The following is a 16301-nucleotide window of genomic DNA, read 5'->3' on the forward strand; positions in this document are numbered from 1 at the left end:
CGGCGGCGCCAGGACGCAGGAATTGGGTCGCGATGACGGACGGTGGCCAGATCGACGCCGGAACGAAGGACGGCTGGTGGCACGCCCCCCGCCCCGACGACGCGGGCCGGGTCGCCGCGCTTGCCGCCTGCGGGATCCTCGATACGCCCCCCGAACGCGACTTTGACGATCTGGCGGCGCTGGCGGCCGATATCTGCGACACGCCGATCGCGCTGGTCAGCTTCGTCGAGAACGAACGGCAATGGTTCAAGGCGACCATCGGCGTCGACGTGCGCGAGACCGCGGCGGGCGGCTCCTTCTGCATCCACGCCATCGCCGCCGACGATTTTTTGATGATCCCCGATACCGCGGCCGATCCGCGGTTCGTGGGCAACCCCTTGGTGACGCAAGTCGGCCTGCGCTTCTACGCCGGCATGCCGCTGCGCACCGCCGACGGCCATGTCGTCGGCACGATCTGCGTCCTGGACCGCCGCCCCCGCACGCTGGATCCAGTACAGGTCCGCGCGCTGGAACGGCTGGCGCGGCAGGTGATGCGGCTCATCGATCTGCGCCGGACGCTCCGGACGCAGACCGAGGCGGACGTCCGGTTCCGCAATATGGCCGATCATGCCCCGGTGATGATGTGGGTGACCGATGCCGATGGGCGCTGCACCTATCTCAACCGGCGCTGGTACGATCATACCGGGCAGACGGTCGAGGAGTCGCTGGGCTTCGGGTGGCTGGACGCGACCCATCCCGATGACCGCGCCATCGCGGAACGGACCTTTCTCGATGCGAACGGCGCGCGCGTGCCGTTTCGCGTCGATTACCGCCTGCGTCGTGCCGATGGCCAATATCGCTGGGCGATCGACGCCGCCGCCCCGCGCTTCGACGCGGACGGCGTCTGGCTGGGCTATGTCGGGTCGGTCATCGATATCGACGAGCGGCGCGAGGCCGAACAGGCGTTGCGCGACAGCGAGGCCTATGTCCGGCTTCTGCTCGATTCGACGGCGGAGGGGTTCTACGCGGTCGATACCGAAGGCCGCACGACGCTCTGCAATCCCGCCTTCCTCTCGATGCTGGGGTTCGATTCGGAATCGGCGGTCATCGGTGAACGGCTGCACGACATCATCCACCATCATCATGCCGACGGACGCCCCTATCCGGTCGCGGACTGCCCCATCTCGCGCTGCGCCCGCGAAGGGCATGCCGCGCAGGTGCTGGACGAGGTCTTCTTCCGGTGCGACGGGACCGCCCTGCCGGTCGAATATCGAGCCCATCCGATCGTGCGCGACGGCCGGGTCGAAGGCGCGGTCTGCACCTTCGCCGACGTGACCGCACGGCGTGCGGCCGAAGCCGCGCTGCGCGAGAGCGAGGCGAACCTGCGCGCGCTCAACACCGATCTGGAACGGCGCGTGATCGACCGCGCGCAGCAACGCGGCCGCACTTGGGCGGTCACGCCGGACCTGTTGTCGGTGGTCGATGCGCAGGGGCTGTTCGAAGCGGTCAACCCCGCCTGGACGCTGCTGCTCGGCTGGAAGGAGGCCGATCTGGTCGGCCGCAACGCGTTCGATCTGGTCCATCCCGACGACGTGGACGGCTCGCGCGCCATATTGGCCACGATGAAGGACGACAGGCCGCTGGCCGGTTACGAGAACCGCCAGCGGCACCGTGACGGCGGCTATCGCTGGTTGTCCTGGACGGTCGTACCGGAGGACGGCCGTTATTATTGCATCGCGCGCGACGTCACGCGCGACAAGGCGCGCCAGGCCGAACTGGAACAGGCCCAGGACGCGCTTCGCCAATCGCAGAAGCTGGAGGCGATGGGTCAGCTGACCGGCGGCGTCGCGCATGATTTCAACAATCTGCTCACCCCGATCATCGGCGGGCTGGACATGCTGCAGCGTCACGGCTTCGGCACGCCGCGCCAGCAACGGTTGATCGGCGGCGCTATGCAGTCCGCGGAACGCGCGCAGATGCTGGTCCAGCGGCTGCTCGCCTTCGCGCGCCGGCAACCGCTCCAGACCGCGGCGATCGACATTGGTGCCCTGGTCGATGGGATGGTCGATCTGATCGCCAGCACGTCCGGCCCGCAGGTCCGCGTCCTCGTCGATGTCGCGGGCGACATCCCGACCGCCACCGCGGACGCGAACCAGGTCGAAATGGCGATCCTGAACCTGGCGGTGAACGCACGCGACGCCATGCCGGACGGCGGCACGCTGACCATCGCGGCGGCCGCAGAAACGGTCCGGTCGGGCCACCGCTCCGGCCTGCCCCCGGCCGACTATGTCCGGCTGTCGGTGTCCGACACCGGCACCGGCATGGACGACGCGACGATCGCCCGCGCGATCGAACCCTTCTTTTCGACGAAGGGGATCGGCAAGGGCACTGGTCTTGGCCTGTCGATGGTCCACGGTCTGGCCGCGCAGCTCGGCGGCGCGCTCACCATTGCCAGCCGCCGCGGGCTGGGCACGCGGATCGAACTCTGGTTGCCGATCAGCGGATCCGCCCTGCCCACGGCCGCTACCCCGCAGGCCATGCTGCACACGACCACGACCGGCACCGCGCTGGTGATCGACGACGAGGATTATGTTCGGCTCAGCACCGCCGACATGCTGTCCGACCTGGGCTATGACGTAACCGAGGCCGCATCGGCCGAGGAGGGTCTGGCGCTGCTCGACACCGGCCGGTCGATCGACCTTGTCGTCACCGACCATCTGATGCCCGGCATGACCGGCGTGGCGCTTGCCCGCACGGTGCGCGTGCGCTGGCCGGACCTGCCCGTGCTTATCGTCTCGGGCTATGCCGACGTCGAAAGCCTCGACTCCGACCTGCCCCGCCTGGCCAAGCCGTTCCGGCAGGCTGACCTGGCCAGCGCTGTCGCGGCATTGCGCCGCTGACCGGGAACACTGTCGCCGCTTGGTTCGGATCAAGTCCGGGGTGACGATTGGTTCAGAGCTGATCGATATCTCTTCGGGCGGTACTAAGCGGGTCAGCTGCCGTAGCCCAGACAGCCGCCCGCTCAGACCTTCAACCCCCCAAAATCAATCCTCGCCCTCCTCGGCTTCTTCGGCGGCGTCCGCCTCGGCCTTGGTCTTGTGGCTGATCCCCGGCTCTTCGGCCGGCGGGGCATAGACCGTGAACAGCTTCAGCGGCTCGTCGCCCTTGTTGATGATGTTGTGCTCGACACCCTGCGGGATCACCACGACGTGGTTCGCGGTCACCTTGGTCTTGCTGCCGTCCAGCACGGCCTGCCCCTCGCCGCTGACGAAGAACGTCGTCTGGTCGGCCTCGTGCGTTTCCGCGCCGATCTCGTCGCCTGGCTCGATGTTCATCATCACGATCTGGATGTTGTCGTCCAGATACACTTCCTTCTGGTACAGCGTGTTCTTGCTCGCCAGTTCGATCATGTCCTTGTTGAAGATCGCCATAGCTCGGCCGTCCTTTTGCTGTTGGTTCGGTCGGTCAACACCTCGGGACGGCCGCGGGGTCCAAAACGCCCCCGCTTGATACCGATCAATCCTCCATGATCTGGCTGTTTTTCGACGTGTCGCGCATGCGGATATACACCACCAGCGAGATCGCGATCATTGCGGTCACGTACCAGTAGAAGCCACGCTCCCAGCCAAAGTCCTTGAACGACAGCGCGACATATTCCGCCGTCCCGCCGAAGATCGTGTTGGCCAGCGCATAAGGCAATGCGACGCCCAGCGCGCGGATATGCGCGGGGAACAGCTCCGCCTTCACCACCGCGTTGATCGACGTGTAGCCCGTGACGATGATCAGCGCACCCATCACCAGCAGCCCGGCCACCACCGGGCTCTTCGTGGTCTCCAGCGCGGTGAAGATGGGATAGGTTGCCAGCACGCCCAGCACGCCGAACCCGACCATCAACGGCTTGCGCCCGATCCTGTCCGACAGCGCGCCCGCCAGAGGCTGGATCAGCATGAACACGAACAGCGTCGCGGCATTGATCTGCGACGCGATCTCGCGGCTGAACCCCGACGTGTTGACCAGGAACTTCTGCATGTAGATCGAATAGGCATAGAAGGCGAGCGTGCCCCCGGCGGTCAGCAGCATCACCGTCGCGGTCTCGCGCGGATGCTTAGTGATGAGTTCCATGAACCCGGACTTGGGCGCACCCTCCGCCTTCGCCTTTGTGAAACTCTGCGTCTCGGCAAGCCCGCGGCGCAGATAGAACACCACGACCGCCAGCACGCCACCGATCGCGAACGGAATGCGCCAGCCCCAGGCGTCCAGCTCCGCTTCCGCCATCGTCGACTGCAGGATCAGCAGCACGCAGATCGCGAGCAGCTGCCCGGAAATCAGCGTCACATACTGAAAGCTGGAAAAGAAGCCGCGCCGGTCCTTGCCCGCCATCTCGGACAGGTAGGTCGCGCTCGCCCCATATTCGCCGCCCACCGACAGGCCCTGCATCAGCCGCGCGATCACCAGCAGCGTCGGCGCCATGACCCCGATCGTCTCATAACCCGGCGTCACCGCGATCAGCAGCGACCCGGCGCACATCAGCGTGACCGACAGCGTCAGGCCCGCCTTGCGCCCCTTGCGGTCTGCATAGACGCCCATGATCCACGCACCGATCGGCCGCATCAGGAACCCGACCGCAAAGACCGCGGCCGCGCCCAACAGCTCCGCCGTCTTGTCCGTGTCCGGAAAGAAATGCGGCGCGAAATATAGCGTGAACGCCGAATAGACGTACCAGTCATACCATTCGACCAGATTGCCGGTCGATCCGCCGATGATCGACTTCAATCGCATCCCGCGACTGGGGGGCGCATGGCCCATGTCGGTGGCCGTCATGTCATTCTCCCTGTACTCGATCTTCTGCCGCATCGGTGCCGCGGCGCAAAGCCCGCACGCGCTCGGCGGGCGGACGGGCGGGCGGGCGCTTCCCCCTTCCTCGTCATCCTGACGAAAGTCAGGATCCATTATCACTCCGCCTCCGGTAAAATCCGAGCTCTAGTGACAATGGATCCCAGCCTCCGCTGGGATGACGGCCTCGCACGCAGTTCGCGCCGCTAGGCCCGGCGTCCGCCGTCCGTCAGAACCGGAAACTCACCCAGGCCGCGCCGAACATGCTGTCGCGATATCCCGCCCGCGTGAAGGCGTCGCCCGCGTTCAGATGTTCCAGCCGCCCCGTCACCGCCAGCCGCGGCGTGATCGTCCACACCGCCTGCAACCGCGCGACCTGGCCGATCTCCTGCCCGCGCACAGTCTGCGTGCGGGCAAAGGCGGCACCGCTTGCGCGGTACACCGCGTCGGTCTCGCTCGGCCGCCACGCGAACTGATATTCCGTGGTGATCCGCAGCGCCTTCACCGGGTTGAACGTGAAGTTGGGCGCCACCCCCATGAAGTTCTGCGGGGTCAGGAACAGTCCGTAGCTGAAATAGATGTTGTTGCCGAACAGCCCGCTCGCCGTCTGCAACTTGCCCGTACCGAATGCGCCGCCGCCGGACGCATAGTCCAGATGGACGCCGACCCGCGGGGTCGTCGTCGCCGTGCCCAGCTTGTACGTCTGCGCGGCGAACACCTGCCACGCGTCGACGTCGCGCCCGTCATACTTGCCGAACTGGTGGTTGACGGTCCAGTCGATCGTCACCGGTCCGACATCGCCCCAAGCGCGCACGCCGGCGTACAGCCGTTCCTCGCGCGCCGTCGTCGTGCCCCACAGCTGCGACCGCGTGCGCAGCCGGTACAGGAACGGATCGAGATACAGCTTGGACTTGCCGAACAGGTCGGTCGGCAGTGCATAGCCGACCACGCCGCCGGTAAAGCGCCGGTCCCGGTCGCGCGGATCGTCGCCCAGCCCCTGCGGGCCGTACCGCGTATAGGTGAAATCGAACACATCCGCCCGCACCCGCTTGCCGCGCGCAAAGGCCCGCACGCCGTTCAGCACGAACCGCAGCGTGTTGTTGTCGCGCGCCGACGTCAGCAGGTTCGATCCGTCGGTGAACTCCTGCCGCCCGACGCGCACGCCGCCCTCGATCCCGTCGGCGATCTCGCCGCGCGCCTCCACGAACAGCTGCTGCACCGCCAGGTCGTTGCGCAGGTTCGATGCCGGCGCGCCCAGATTCTGCCCGTCGATACCGCCATGCGCCAGCTCGCCATAGACGCGCAGATTGGGGCCGAGGTGCAGGTCGACACCGCCGACGACCCGGTTGATCTCCTGGCGCTGCGCCTGCCCCTTCAGCAGATTGGGGTTGGTCGTCAGGTTCAGCCGCAGCCGCAACTCACCGCTGAACGTAGCGTACACATCGCCGTCCTGCGCGATCTCGACATATTTCAGCTCGTCGAAGATGTCCTTGCGCTTCTTGGGGTCCTTGTTCCCGCGCCAGTCCTCGGCCCAGCGCGACAGGTTGTAGCCGTTGGTGGTCGCCCCGTCCCCATTGGCCCCGGCCGGATAGCTGTCGGCGATCGGCGTCGCCGGTGCCTTCGGGGCCTGCACGGACCGCGCGGCATATTGCGCCGTGGCGGGCGTGGCTGCGGTCATCGCGGGGACGAGCGCGAACAGTGCCGTCCGGCAAAGCGGTCGGGTCATGGCGAAACTCCGGTTACGGGGGCGACGCGGCGCGCCGCCCGAAAGCCTATCAGGCGGCCTGCGAGCCGATCGGCACGGCACGCGGCCGCCCGTCGAGCGCGGCGTGCAGCGCGTCCTTGTCCAGCGCATTCTCCCAGCGCGCGACGACGACCGTCGCCACCGCATTGCCGATGAAGTTGGTCAGCGACCGGCATTCCGACATGAACCGGTCGACCCCCAGGATCAGCGCCATGCCGGCCAGCGGCACGGTCGGCACGATCGACAGCGTGGCGGCCAGCGTTATGAACCCAGCGCCGGTGACACCCGCGGCGCCCTTGGACGAGATCATCGCAACGGCCAGCAGCGACAGTTCCTGCCCCAGCGTCAGGTCCACGTTGCACGCCTGCGCGATGAACAGCGCGGCCAGAGTCATGTAGATGTTGGTCCCGTCCAGGTTGAACGAATAGCCGGTCGGCACGACCAGCCCGACGACCGATTTCTCGCAACCCGCAGCCTCCATCTTGGTGATGAGGTTGGGCAGCGCCGCTTCCGACGACGACGTGCCGAGCACCAGCAGCAGTTCGGCCTTCAGATACCGGATCAGCTTCAGGATCGAAAAACCGTTCAGCCAGCAGACCGCGCCCAGCACCACCAGCACGAACAGCGCAGACGTCAGGTAGAAGGTAGCGACCAGCATCCCCAGATTCTTGAGGCTCTCGATCCCGTATTTCCCGATGGTGAACGCGATCGCGCCGAACGCACCGATCGGGGCGGCGCGCATCAGGATGCCGACCAGCCGGAACACGATCAGCCCGAGCCGCTCGAACGCGGTCTGGATCGGCTTGGCGGGCTCCCCAACCAGCGAAAGGGCAATGCCGAACAGGATCGCGATGAACAGGATCTGCAGGATGTTGCCGTCCACGAACGCGCTGACCAGCGTGGTCGGGATGATCGACAGCAGAAAGCCGGTGATCGTCGTCTCATGCGCCTTGACCGCGTAATCCTGGATCGCGCCGGTATCGAGCGTGGCGATGTCGATGTTCATCCCCGCGCCGGGCCGCACCACGTTGGCGACCACCAGGCCTACGACCAGCGCCAGCGTGGAGAAGAACAGGAAGTAGGCGAACGCCTTGCCCGCCACGCGGCCGACCGAGCCCAGTTCACGCATGCCCGCGATCCCGGTGACGACGGTCAGGAAGATGACCGGCGAAATGATCATCTTCACCAGCTTGATGAACCCGTCGCCCAGCGGCTTCAGCGCCTCGCCCAGAGCCGGGTAGAAATGCCCCAGCAGCGCGCCCAGCACGATCGCCACGACCACCTGGAAATATAACTGGTTCCACACCCGCCCGCGCTTCGGCGCTTCGGCAACGGCATAATCCTGTGCGATCATCGACCTCATCATCCTCTGCAGGGACGCCTCGATTGAGCGTCCTTCGACCTGGGGCCGACAATGACCCCTTTTCCGCACGATGCCGAGATCAAATCGCCATCACAGATGTTCTGTTATTTTACAGTAGGTTAGGACAGCTCTGGTTTCCACGATGGCCTTGGCCCGTGCGGAGTTACGCATGGGCAAGGCGCGATTTGTGCGGTATTCGGCACCCGTGCCGCGCCTTGCCTCTCTATTCCGGCGACTGATCCTCCCCGTCCTGCTGCTGCTCGTGCTGCTGGCCTTCGCGGTCGGGTTCGGCGCGGTCGCCCGCCGCGCGGCGGTCGCGGCGCAGGCCGCCGAATCGATGCGCGCCGCCCGCACCCACGCCCGCCTGCTCGAAAGCGAGTTGCAGAAGTTCCGCCTGCTCCCGCTGGTGCTCGACGAATATCCCGACGTCCGCGCCGCACTCCAGACACGGTCGGATGCCTCCCCCGCTGCCCGCCGGCTCGACGGCAAGCTGGCGCTGCTCGCCGCGCGCACCGGCGCCTCGGCGATCTACGCGATCGATCCGGCGGGCTTCACCGTCGCCGCCTCCAACGCCGGCCGCGCCGACAGCTTCGTCGCGCGCACCTACGGCTTCCGCCCCTATTTCGTGCAGGCGATCCGCAGCGGCCACGCCGAGTATTTCGCACTCGGCAACGTCAGCGGCCGCGCCGGGCTGTTCCTCGCTCGCCGCATCATGGACGGCCCGCGCGTGCTCGGCGTCGTGGTGGTGAAGGTGGAGTTCCAGGGCATCGCACGCAGCTGGGCGGCGGCCGGCGGCACCACTCTGGTCGTCGATCGCCGCGGCATCGTGCTGATCGCCAGCGACCCCGCGTTGCGCTTCACCACCACCGCCCCGCTGTCCGCGGCCGAACGCGCCGCGATCCGTGCTTCGCTCCAGTTCGGCGACAAGTCGCTGCCGCCCGCACCGTTCGCCATCGCCGGCACGGGCGGACATGATCGCAGCGGCCAGCCGATCGTCGTCGGTACCGTCGCGGTCGATTTGCCCGGCTGGCGGCTGCTCCACGTCGTCGGACTCGCCCCCGCATTCCGCGCCGCCGATGCGCGGGTCCGCTCCGCCACCTTCGCGCTGGCGGTGCTGCTCGCCGCACTTGCCGCCACTGCCGCCTGGCGCGCCGCCCGCGCCGCCCGCGCCCGCGACGCCGCCGACCAGCTGAAGGCGGAGGTCGCGCGCCGCACGATCGAACTGTCCGACGCCAACGACCAGCTTCGCATCGAGGTCGCCGAACGCGAACGCGCCGACCGCCGGTTCCGCGCCGCGCGGGAGGAACTGGCGCAGGCCAACCGGCTCGGCTCGATCGGCACCATCACCGCCGGCGTCGCGCACGAGATCAACCAACCCGTCGCCACCATCCGCACCTATGCCGAAAATGCCGCGACGCTGCTCGACCGGGGCGACGCCGTGCGCGCGCATGGCAACCTTTCGGCGATCGTCGATCTGACCGCGCGGATCGGCACGATCACCGCCGAACTGCGACGCTACGCCCGGCGCGGCACGCGGGACGTCGGCCCCGTCGCGCTTGCCGACGTGCTGGACGGCACGCACCTGCTGATCGCGGACCGGTTCCGCGCCGCCGGCGTCCTGCTCGAACGCGCGCTGCCCGCCGCCCCCCTGCCGATCGTGCTAGCCGGCCGCGTCCGGCTGGAACAGGTGCTGGTCAACCTGCTCCAGAACGCGCTGGAGGCGGTTACCGGCCGCCCCGACGCGCGCGTCCGCCTGTCGATCGTGGCGCAGCAGGACTGCGTCGCGATCCTGATCGCCGACAATGGCCCCGGCATCGCGGCCGACCTGCGCGACACGCTGTTCGAACCGTTCATCACCGGGCGCGCGGACGGCCTCGGCCTCGGCCTCGGCATCGCGCGCGATATCATGATCGAATTCGGCGGCACGCTCGAACCCGTAACCTCCCCGCTCGGCGGTGCGGCGTTCCGCGCCACGCTGGTCCGGGTCGTCTCATGATGGAGGCCGACCGTATGGAGAATGGCATGCAGGTTCTGCTGGTCGACGATGACGACGGCCTGCGCGGCGCGCTGGCGCAGGCGTTCGAACTGGCCGGCATCGACGTGATCGCCGAACAGCGGCCGACCGCCGCACTCGCCCGCATCGACCCCGCCTTCCCCGGCATCGTGGTCAGCGACGTGCGCATGCCGGGCATGGAGGGGACCGAGCTGTTCCGCCGGATCGCCGCGATCGATGCGGAGATCCCCGTCATCCTCATGACCGGCCACGGCGACGTCGCGATGGCGGTGGCGGCGCTCAAGGACGGCGCGCATGATTTTGTGACCAAGCCGTTCGCCGCCGACCGCCTGATCGCCAGCGCACGCCGCGCCATGGCCACGCGCCGCCTCGTGCTCGACAACCGCGCCCTCCGGGCCGCGGCGGAACAGGCGGCCGGCGGCGACGCGCTGATCGGCGAAACCGCGGTCATGGTCCGGCTGCGCGACACCATCGTCCAGGTGGCACAGGCGGAGGTCGACATCCTGATTGAGGGCGAGACCGGCACCGGCAAGGAAATGGTCGCCACCCTCCTCCACCGGGGCAGCGCGCGCCGCGCCCGGCCGTTCGTCGCGGTCAACTGCGCCGCGCTGCCCGACGGGATCGCGGAGGGCGAACTGTTCGGCAACGTCTATGGCGGCAGCGGGCGGCTGGCGCGCGTCGGCCGGATCGAGGCGTCCGACCATGGTACGCTCTTCCTCGACGAAATCGAAAGCATGACACCGGGCGTGCAGGGCAAGCTGCTCCGCGTGATCGAGGAACGCGAGGTCATGGCGATCGGTGCGGACGCCCCCCGCACGCTCGACCTGCGCATCGTCGCGGCCGCCAAGGAGGATCTGGCGGTCGCGGTCGCCGACGGCCGGTTCCGCGCGGACCTGCTCTACCGGCTCGACGCGGTCCGGCTCCGCGTGCCGCCCTTGCGCGAGCGCCGCGCCGACGTGCCGCTGCTGTTCGGCCACCTGCTGACGCTCGCCGCCACCCGCTTCGGCCGCGCCGTGCCGCGCATCGACGCCGCGGTCCAGGCGCGGCTTGCCGACCACGACTGGCCCGGCAATGTCCGCGAACTGCGCAACTTCGCCCAACGCGTCGTCCTCGGCGTAGACGCCCCCGCGCCCGAAGCCGCCACACCCGACGCCACCCTCCCCGAACGCGTCGAACGTTTCGAAGCCGCCATCCTCCGCACCACCCTCGAACAGACCGCCGGCGACGTCCGCACCGCCCTCACGCTCCTCGGCATCCCCCGCAAGACCTTCTACGACAAGGTCGCGCGACATGGGATCGATCTGGACAGCTATCGGGGTGGCTAACCCACATCATTGCTCCCGCCCTGTCGGCGGTATATACATGGTCAGTACCGCAGGAGGCCATCATGTCAAAAGCCGCCATATTCACGATGAAGCTTGAACCCGATCTACGCGCCGAGTTCATGGCCGCGGCTGAGGAATGTCATCGGCCCGCCTCGCAGGTCGTACGCGAATTGATGCGCGAATTCGTCCAACGCCAGCAGGAGCGCCGCGACCATAGCGCTTTCTTGCACGACAAGGTGGCAGCAGCGCGCGCATCGGTTCACCAGAAGCTTGGCCGACCGGACGAAGCGGTGGAAGCCGACTTCGCCGCACGCCGCGCCCGGGCGACCGACCCGGCGTGAAGGTCCGTTGGACACCGGAAGCCGAACAGGACCGCCTGGCAATCTGGGAATATTTCGAAGCCCGTGCCCCCAACGCGGCGCTCCGTATCGATCAACTCTTCAGCGACGCCGCCGCCGGCCTGGCCGACTTCCCGATGCTCGGACACGAAGGCGAAATTCCCGGCACGCGCGAACTGACGCCGCACCGCAGCTACCGCCTCGTCTATGAAGTCGCGAACGACACGGTCTGGATCCTCGTCCTCATCCACACCGCCCGCCTCTGGCCTTCGCTTCGGTCGTCCTGAGAGCGAACGTCCTAGCGTGGTGGTTAGCGGACATTGACCCATGGCGTGGTGTGTCCGATGCTTTCCTGATGAGACGCCTGATCCTTTGCCTCTTGGTCATCTGCATTGCATGTAGCGTTGCCGAGCAGCCGAAGTGGGCGGAAACAGTCGCTGCATACGAAGTGCCGCTACCAACAGACGCAGACAAGGCGCGCTTCATTCAGCTTCTGCGCGAGGAAGGTAAGGCACGAGGCTTTCATGTTGATGCGGCCACCCGAGACGACTTGTTAATTCAGTCTGAGGTGTCCCCGATGACGTTCAATGCGTCGGTCTGGCGAGGAGATGACGAGGAGTCGATGGCTTCAGCTATGGACTTCAAAGATCGGATCGGACGCGTATGGATTGGATTCTCGCTTGGCCAAGACCCGGTACGTTCCGCTCGTTTCCGGGAAAAACTTGTTCCTAAAATCAAGAAACTTTGGCCAGCGACGGCGTCGCTCCCGATTATGCCCAGTGGAGCAATCCCGCTAACCGAAGACTTGGTGCGGACGGCTGCCGGGTATTCGGTCAAGCCATCCGCAGCGGCGAAATACAAGGACGCTGATCGGTAGCATCAGGCGAATGTCCGCAATTGGGCGTTAGCGGTCGCAGACGTTCGAACACCGACCAGGTCTACACCCCCCGCAAATACTCCCGCACGGCATCGCCGATCTCCGCATTCTCCAGCGCCAGCGCGATGTTGGCCTGGATGAAGCCTGCCTTGTCGCCGCAGTCGTGGCGCTGGCCGACGAAGGTCTGGGCGTGGAACGGCTGGACGCCGATCAGTTTCGCCATCGCGTCGGTCAGCTGGATCTCGCCGCCGGCCCCCGCTTCCTGCGCGCCGAGCAGGTCCATGATCTCGGGCTGCAGGATGTAGCGCCCGATCGCCGCCAGCCGCGACGGCGCGTCCTCGGGCTTCGGCTTTTCGACCAGTCCCAGCACTTGCGTCACGTCGCCCTCGACCGTGCCGGGCGACACGATGCCGTAGCGGCTCGTATGGGCCTGCGGCACCTCCAGCACGGCGATCACGTTGCCGCCCCTGGCGTCCTGCGTCTCGGCCATCTGCTTCAGGCAGGGGTTGCCCGGGTTCCACAGCAGTTCGTCGGCCAGCAGCACGGCGAACGGCTGGTTTTCGATGAAATGCCGCGCGCACCACACCGCGTGGCCGAGCCCAAGCGGCTCCTGCTGCCGCACGAACGCCACGTTGCCGGGGGCCAGCCGCGTACCTTCCAGCGTTTCGAGGATCGCATGCTTGGCGCGCGCGTGCAGCGTGGTCTCAAGCTCGAAGGCGATGTCGAAATAGTCCTCGATCGCATTCTTGCCGCGGCCGGTCACGAACACCATCGTCTCGATCCCGGCGGCCAGCGCCTCGTCCACCGCATATTGGATCAGCGGCTTGTCGACGACGGGCAGCATCTCCTTGGGCACCGCCTTGGTCGCCGGCAGGAACCGCGTGCCGAGGCCGGCGACGGGGAAGACTGCGGTGCGGACTTGGGTCATGCTTGTTCCTCCAACCAGGGGGGCAATGTATCGGCGGCGATAAGGGTTTCGATCGGCTGGCGCGCACGGACGACCGCCCACGATGCGCCATCGACCAGAATTTCCGGGGTCAGGGCGCGGCTGTTATACGTGCTCGCCATCGTCGCGCCATAGGCGCCGGCGGTCATGAACGCGACCAGGTCGCCCTCCGCCACCACGTCCATCGGGCGGTGTGTGGCGAAGGTATCGCCGCTTTCGCACACCGGGCCGACCACGTTGGCGACGAACCGTTCCCCGTCCGGCGCGACCGCGCGGATATCGTGCCACGCATCGTACAGGCTGGGGCGCAGCAGGTCGTTCATCGCCGCGTCCAGGATCACCCAAGGGCTCGTCGCCCCCTCCTTCACCCGCACCACGGTCGACAGCAGGATGCCCGCATTGCCGACGATCAACCGCCCGGGTTCGAACATCAGCCGTACGTTCCAGCCGCGCGTCACCCGCGCCACCATCGCGCCATAGTCGGCCGGGCTGGGCGGCGGCGGGCGCGACGGATCATATGGCACGCCCAGCCCGCCGCCCAGATCCGCGGTCATGATCGCATGACCGTCCGCGCGCAGGTCCGCGATCAGCCCACCGACCCGCACGAACGCCGCCTCCAGCGGCGCCAGATCGGTCAGCTGACTGCCGATATGCACCGCCACGCCCTGTATGCGGAGGCCCGGCAACGCCGCCGCACGCGCATAGGCCGCGACCGCGGTATCGTAGGGAATGCCGAACTTGTTGTCCGACCGGCCCGTCGAAATCTTGGCATGCGTGCCCGCATCGACATCCGGGTTGATCCGGTACGCCACCCGCGCCACCCGCCCCAGCCGCGTCGCGACCGCGGACAGCGTGGCCGCCTCCGGCTCGCTTTCCAGGTTGAACTGGCCGACGCCCTGTTCCAGCGCCAGCGCCATCTCGTCTGCGGTCTTGCCCACGCCCGAAAACACGATCCGCTCCGCCGGTACGCCCGCCGCCAGCGCGCGCAGCATCTCGCCCGCCGACACCACGTCCGCGCCCAGGCCGGCCCGCGCCATCGTCGCCAGCACCGCACGGTTCGGGTTCGCCTTCACCGCAAAGGCGATCCACGGCCCGTCAGGCCCGCTGTCGGCCCCGGCCAGCCCGTCGCGGAACACCGCGATATGGCGCAGGATCGTCGCGGTGGAATACACATAGGCCGGCGTGCCGACCGCGGCCGCCAGCGCGGGCAACGCCACGTCCTCGACGTGCATCACGCCGCCCTGCATCTCGAAATGGTTCATGCCTGCCTCAATGCTGCGGCGGCAGGTCGAAACGGTCGTCCTGCCGTTCCTGCGACCGACGCAACACTTCCTCGCTGCGGTCCGGCCGCGCGCTGGGGGTGGGCGTCAGCAGCTCGTCCACCGTCGGCTGCACGCGCGCCTGTGCAGGGGCGACGGGCAACGACGCACCCTGTGCGGGCTGCAACGCCTCGCGCCGTCCGCATGCGGACAATGCGGCGCAGACCATGAGGCCCAGCATCATGCGTTTCATCATGCCAACGCCTCCTTCGCGCGGGCCACCGCCTCGCGCACCCGCACCGGTGCGGTGCCGCCATGGCTGGTCCGCGCCGCCACCGACGCATCGACCGACAAGGCGTCATAGACCCGCGCGTCGATCCGCGGATCGATCGCCTTCAGCGCCTCGATCGGGATCTGGTCCAGCGCGCACCCCCGCGTCTCGGCAAGCCGCACTGCCTGCCCCGTGATATGATGCGCCTCGCGGAACGGCACGTCCGCCACCCGCACCAGCCAGTCGGCCAGATCGGTCGCGGTCGAAAACCCGGCCTCCGCCGCCGCGCGCATCCGCTCCGTCCGGAACGTCACGCTTTCGACCATGCCGGTCATCGCCGCGATCGACAGCGCGAGCAGGTCGTGCGCCTCGAACACCGGTGGCTTGTCGTCCTGCATGTCCTTGGAATAGGCCAGCGGCAGCCCCTTCATCGTCATGGTCAGCGCCATCATGCACCCCGCGATCCGCCCCGCATGGCCGCGCACCAGCTCTGCCGCGTCCGGATTGCGCTTCTGCGGCATGATCGACGATCCGGTCGACCAGGCGTCGGACAGCGCGACGAACCCGAACGGCTGCGATGCCCAGATCACGAACTCCTCCGCCAGCCGCGACAGGTGGACCGCACATGTCGTGGCGGCCATCAGATAATCCATCGCAAAATCGCGGTCGGACACGCTGTCCAGCGAATTGGCGGTCGGCCCGTCGAACCCCAGCGCCGCCGCGGTCGCATCCCGGTCGATCGGGAACCCCGTTCCCGCCAGCGCCGCGGACCCCAGCGGCGACAGATTTGCCCGCGCCTTTGCATCGGCGAAGCGGGACCGGTCCCGCCCGACCATCTCGTAATAGGCCATCAGATGATGCCCCAGCGTCACCGGCTGCGCGACCTGCAGATGGGTGAACCCCGGCATCACGCTGTCGGCATGTTCCTCCGCCCGCGTCACCAGCGCACGCTGCAACCCGGCCAGCCCGGCCAGAACCGCATCGATCGCGCTGCGCACCCACAGCTTGAAATCGGTCGCGACCTGGTCGTTGCGCGACCGCGCGGTATGCAGCCGGCCGGCCGCCGGGCCGATCAGCTGCGCCAGCCGCTGCTCGGTCGCCATGTGGATGTCTTCGAGCGCCAAATCGACGGTCACCCCGTCCGCCGCATATTCGCCCTCGACCGTCGCCAGTCCGGCGTCGATCGCGGCGGCATCGTCCGGCGAAACGATCCCCGCGGCACCCAGCATCGCGGCATGCGCGCGCGATCCGGCAATGTCTTCGCGCCACAATCGCTTGTCGAACGGGATGGATGCGTTAATCTCACGCATCACCGCGGCGGGCCCTTCTGAAAAGCGCCCTCCCCACATCTG

General features: G+C 67.7%; 14 protein-coding genes. 6 read left to right on the forward strand and 8 right to left on the reverse strand.

The window, feature by feature from the left end:
• Positions 1–32: 32 nt before the first annotated feature.
• The gene (locus tag BKY59_RS14805; RefSeq protein WP_076072883.1) at positions 33–2879 is read left to right on the forward strand and encodes a PAS domain S-box protein; all 2847 of its coding nucleotides are present in this window, start codon (positions 33–35) and stop codon (positions 2877–2879) included.
• Positions 2880–3023: 144 nt separating this feature from the next.
• Here BKY59_RS14805 and BKY59_RS14810 read toward each other — a convergent pair whose 3' ends face one another.
• From BKY59_RS14810 to BKY59_RS14825, 4 genes are all read right to left on the reverse strand, one after another.
• Complete coding sequence (locus BKY59_RS14810) at positions 3024–3410, reverse strand: cupin domain-containing protein (RefSeq protein WP_076072885.1); 387 nt, start codon at positions 3408–3410, stop codon at positions 3024–3026.
• Between the two features lie 85 nt (positions 3411–3495).
• Positions 3496–4800: an MFS transporter gene (locus BKY59_RS14815; protein WP_076072886.1), complete on the reverse strand. Its 1305-nt coding sequence runs from the start codon at positions 4798–4800 to the stop codon at positions 3496–3498.
• Between the two features lie 241 nt (positions 4801–5041).
• Positions 5042–6538, reverse strand: coding sequence for an alginate export family protein (locus tag BKY59_RS14820; protein ID WP_076072888.1), 1497 nt, complete (start codon positions 6536–6538; stop codon positions 5042–5044).
• Between the two features lie 49 nt (positions 6539–6587).
• Positions 6588–7910 carry a dicarboxylate/amino acid:cation symporter gene (locus BKY59_RS14825; RefSeq protein ID WP_129586409.1) on the reverse strand — a complete coding sequence of 441 codons (1323 nt, stop codon included), beginning with the start codon at positions 7908–7910 and terminating at the stop codon, positions 6588–6590.
• 178 nt (positions 7911–8088) lie between these two features.
• Here BKY59_RS14825 and BKY59_RS14830 point away from each other — a divergent pair, with 178 nt between their 5' ends.
• The 5 genes from BKY59_RS14830 to BKY59_RS17475 all read left to right on the forward strand — a co-directional run bounded on the left by BKY59_RS14830 (position 8089) and on the right by BKY59_RS17475 (position 12473).
• A complete protein-coding gene (locus BKY59_RS14830; protein WP_083672169.1) occupies positions 8089–9915 on the forward strand; it encodes a sensor histidine kinase in 1827 nt (608 codons plus the stop codon).
• Between the two features lie 26 nt (positions 9916–9941).
• The gene (locus BKY59_RS14835) at positions 9942–11258 is read left to right on the forward strand and encodes a sigma-54-dependent transcriptional regulator (RefSeq protein WP_240500123.1); all 1317 of its coding nucleotides are present in this window, start codon (positions 9942–9944) and stop codon (positions 11256–11258) included.
• Between the two features lie 62 nt (positions 11259–11320).
• On the forward strand, positions 11321–11599 hold the full coding sequence (locus BKY59_RS14840; protein WP_076072891.1) for an antitoxin of toxin-antitoxin stability system: 279 nt from the start codon (positions 11321–11323) through the stop codon (positions 11597–11599).
• Positions 11596–11883: a type II toxin-antitoxin system RelE/ParE family toxin gene (locus tag BKY59_RS14845; protein WP_076072893.1), complete on the forward strand. Its 288-nt coding sequence runs from the start codon at positions 11596–11598 to the stop codon at positions 11881–11883. Before BKY59_RS14840 ends, BKY59_RS14845 begins: the two co-directional genes overlap by 4 nt.
• 68 nt (positions 11884–11951) lie before the next feature.
• Complete coding sequence (locus BKY59_RS17475; RefSeq protein ID WP_129586410.1) at positions 11952–12473, forward strand: hypothetical protein; 522 nt, start codon at positions 11952–11954, stop codon at positions 12471–12473.
• Between the two features lie 61 nt (positions 12474–12534).
• Here the strand turns inward: BKY59_RS17475 and galU are convergent, their stop codons facing one another.
• Genes galU through argH form a run of 4 tightly spaced genes read right to left on the reverse strand, consistent with a single transcriptional unit; the run spans position 12535 to position 16298 of the window.
• Positions 12535–13401, reverse strand: coding sequence for a UTP--glucose-1-phosphate uridylyltransferase GalU (gene galU, locus BKY59_RS14850; protein ID WP_076072895.1), 867 nt, complete (start codon positions 13399–13401; stop codon positions 12535–12537).
• The gene (gene lysA, locus BKY59_RS14855; RefSeq protein ID WP_076072896.1) at positions 13398–14681 is read right to left on the reverse strand and encodes a diaminopimelate decarboxylase; all 1284 of its coding nucleotides are present in this window, start codon (positions 14679–14681) and stop codon (positions 13398–13400) included. Before lysA ends, galU begins: the two co-directional genes overlap by 4 nt.
• Positions 14682–14688: 7 nt before the next feature.
• Positions 14689–14934 (reverse strand): hypothetical protein, encoded by a 246-nt coding sequence (locus tag BKY59_RS14860; RefSeq protein WP_083672170.1) that lies wholly within the window; start codon positions 14932–14934, stop codon positions 14689–14691.
• Positions 14931–16298, reverse strand: a complete 1368-nt coding sequence (gene argH / locus BKY59_RS14865; RefSeq protein ID WP_076072899.1) for an argininosuccinate lyase — start codon at positions 16296–16298, stop codon at positions 14931–14933. Before argH ends, BKY59_RS14860 begins: the two co-directional genes overlap by 4 nt.
• Between the last annotated feature and the right edge of the window lie 3 nt (positions 16299–16301).

It is taken from the genome of Sphingomonas montana, assembly GCF_001956315.1.
Lineage (GTDB): Bacteria > Pseudomonadota > Alphaproteobacteria > Sphingomonadales > Sphingomonadaceae > Sphingomonas_R > Sphingomonas_R montana.

What these genes read in the sequence shown, in the direction of transcription:
- BKY59_RS14840 (WP_076072891.1), top strand. Translation starts at nt 11,321, where the DNA reads ATGTCAAAAGCCGCCATATTCACGATGAAGCTTGAACCCGATCTACGC.
- BKY59_RS14860 (WP_083672170.1), bottom strand. Translation starts at nt 14,934, where the DNA reads ATGATGAAACGCATGATGCTGGGCCTCATGGTCTGCGCCGCATTGTCC.
- BKY59_RS14810 (WP_076072885.1), bottom strand. Translation starts at nt 3,410, where the DNA reads ATGGCGATCTTCAACAAGGACATGATCGAACTGGCGAGCAAGAACACG.
- argH (WP_076072899.1), bottom strand. Translation starts at nt 16,298, where the DNA reads ATGTGGGGAGGGCGCTTTTCAGAAGGGCCCGCCGCGGTGATGCGTGAG.
- BKY59_RS14815 (WP_076072886.1), bottom strand. Translation starts at nt 4,800, where the DNA reads ATGACGGCCACCGACATGGGCCATGCGCCCCCCAGTCGCGGGATGCGA.
- lysA (WP_076072896.1), bottom strand. Translation starts at nt 14,681, where the DNA reads ATGAACCATTTCGAGATGCAGGGCGGCGTGATGCACGTCGAGGACGTG.
- BKY59_RS14820 (WP_076072888.1), bottom strand. Translation starts at nt 6,538, where the DNA reads ATGACCCGACCGCTTTGCCGGACGGCACTGTTCGCGCTCGTCCCCGCG.
- BKY59_RS14835 (WP_240500123.1), top strand. Translation starts at nt 9,942, where the DNA reads ATGCAGGTTCTGCTGGTCGACGATGACGACGGCCTGCGCGGCGCGCTG.
- BKY59_RS14805 (WP_076072883.1), top strand. Translation starts at nt 33, where the DNA reads ATGACGGACGGTGGCCAGATCGACGCCGGAACGAAGGACGGCTGGTGG.
- BKY59_RS14825 (WP_129586409.1), bottom strand. Translation starts at nt 7,910, where the DNA reads ATGATCGCACAGGATTATGCCGTTGCCGAAGCGCCGAAGCGCGGGCGG.
- galU (WP_076072895.1), bottom strand. Translation starts at nt 13,401, where the DNA reads ATGACCCAAGTCCGCACCGCAGTCTTCCCCGTCGCCGGCCTCGGCACG.
- BKY59_RS17475 (WP_129586410.1), top strand. Translation starts at nt 11,952, where the DNA reads ATGAGACGCCTGATCCTTTGCCTCTTGGTCATCTGCATTGCATGTAGC.
- BKY59_RS14830 (WP_083672169.1), top strand. Translation starts at nt 8,089, where the DNA reads ATGGGCAAGGCGCGATTTGTGCGGTATTCGGCACCCGTGCCGCGCCTT.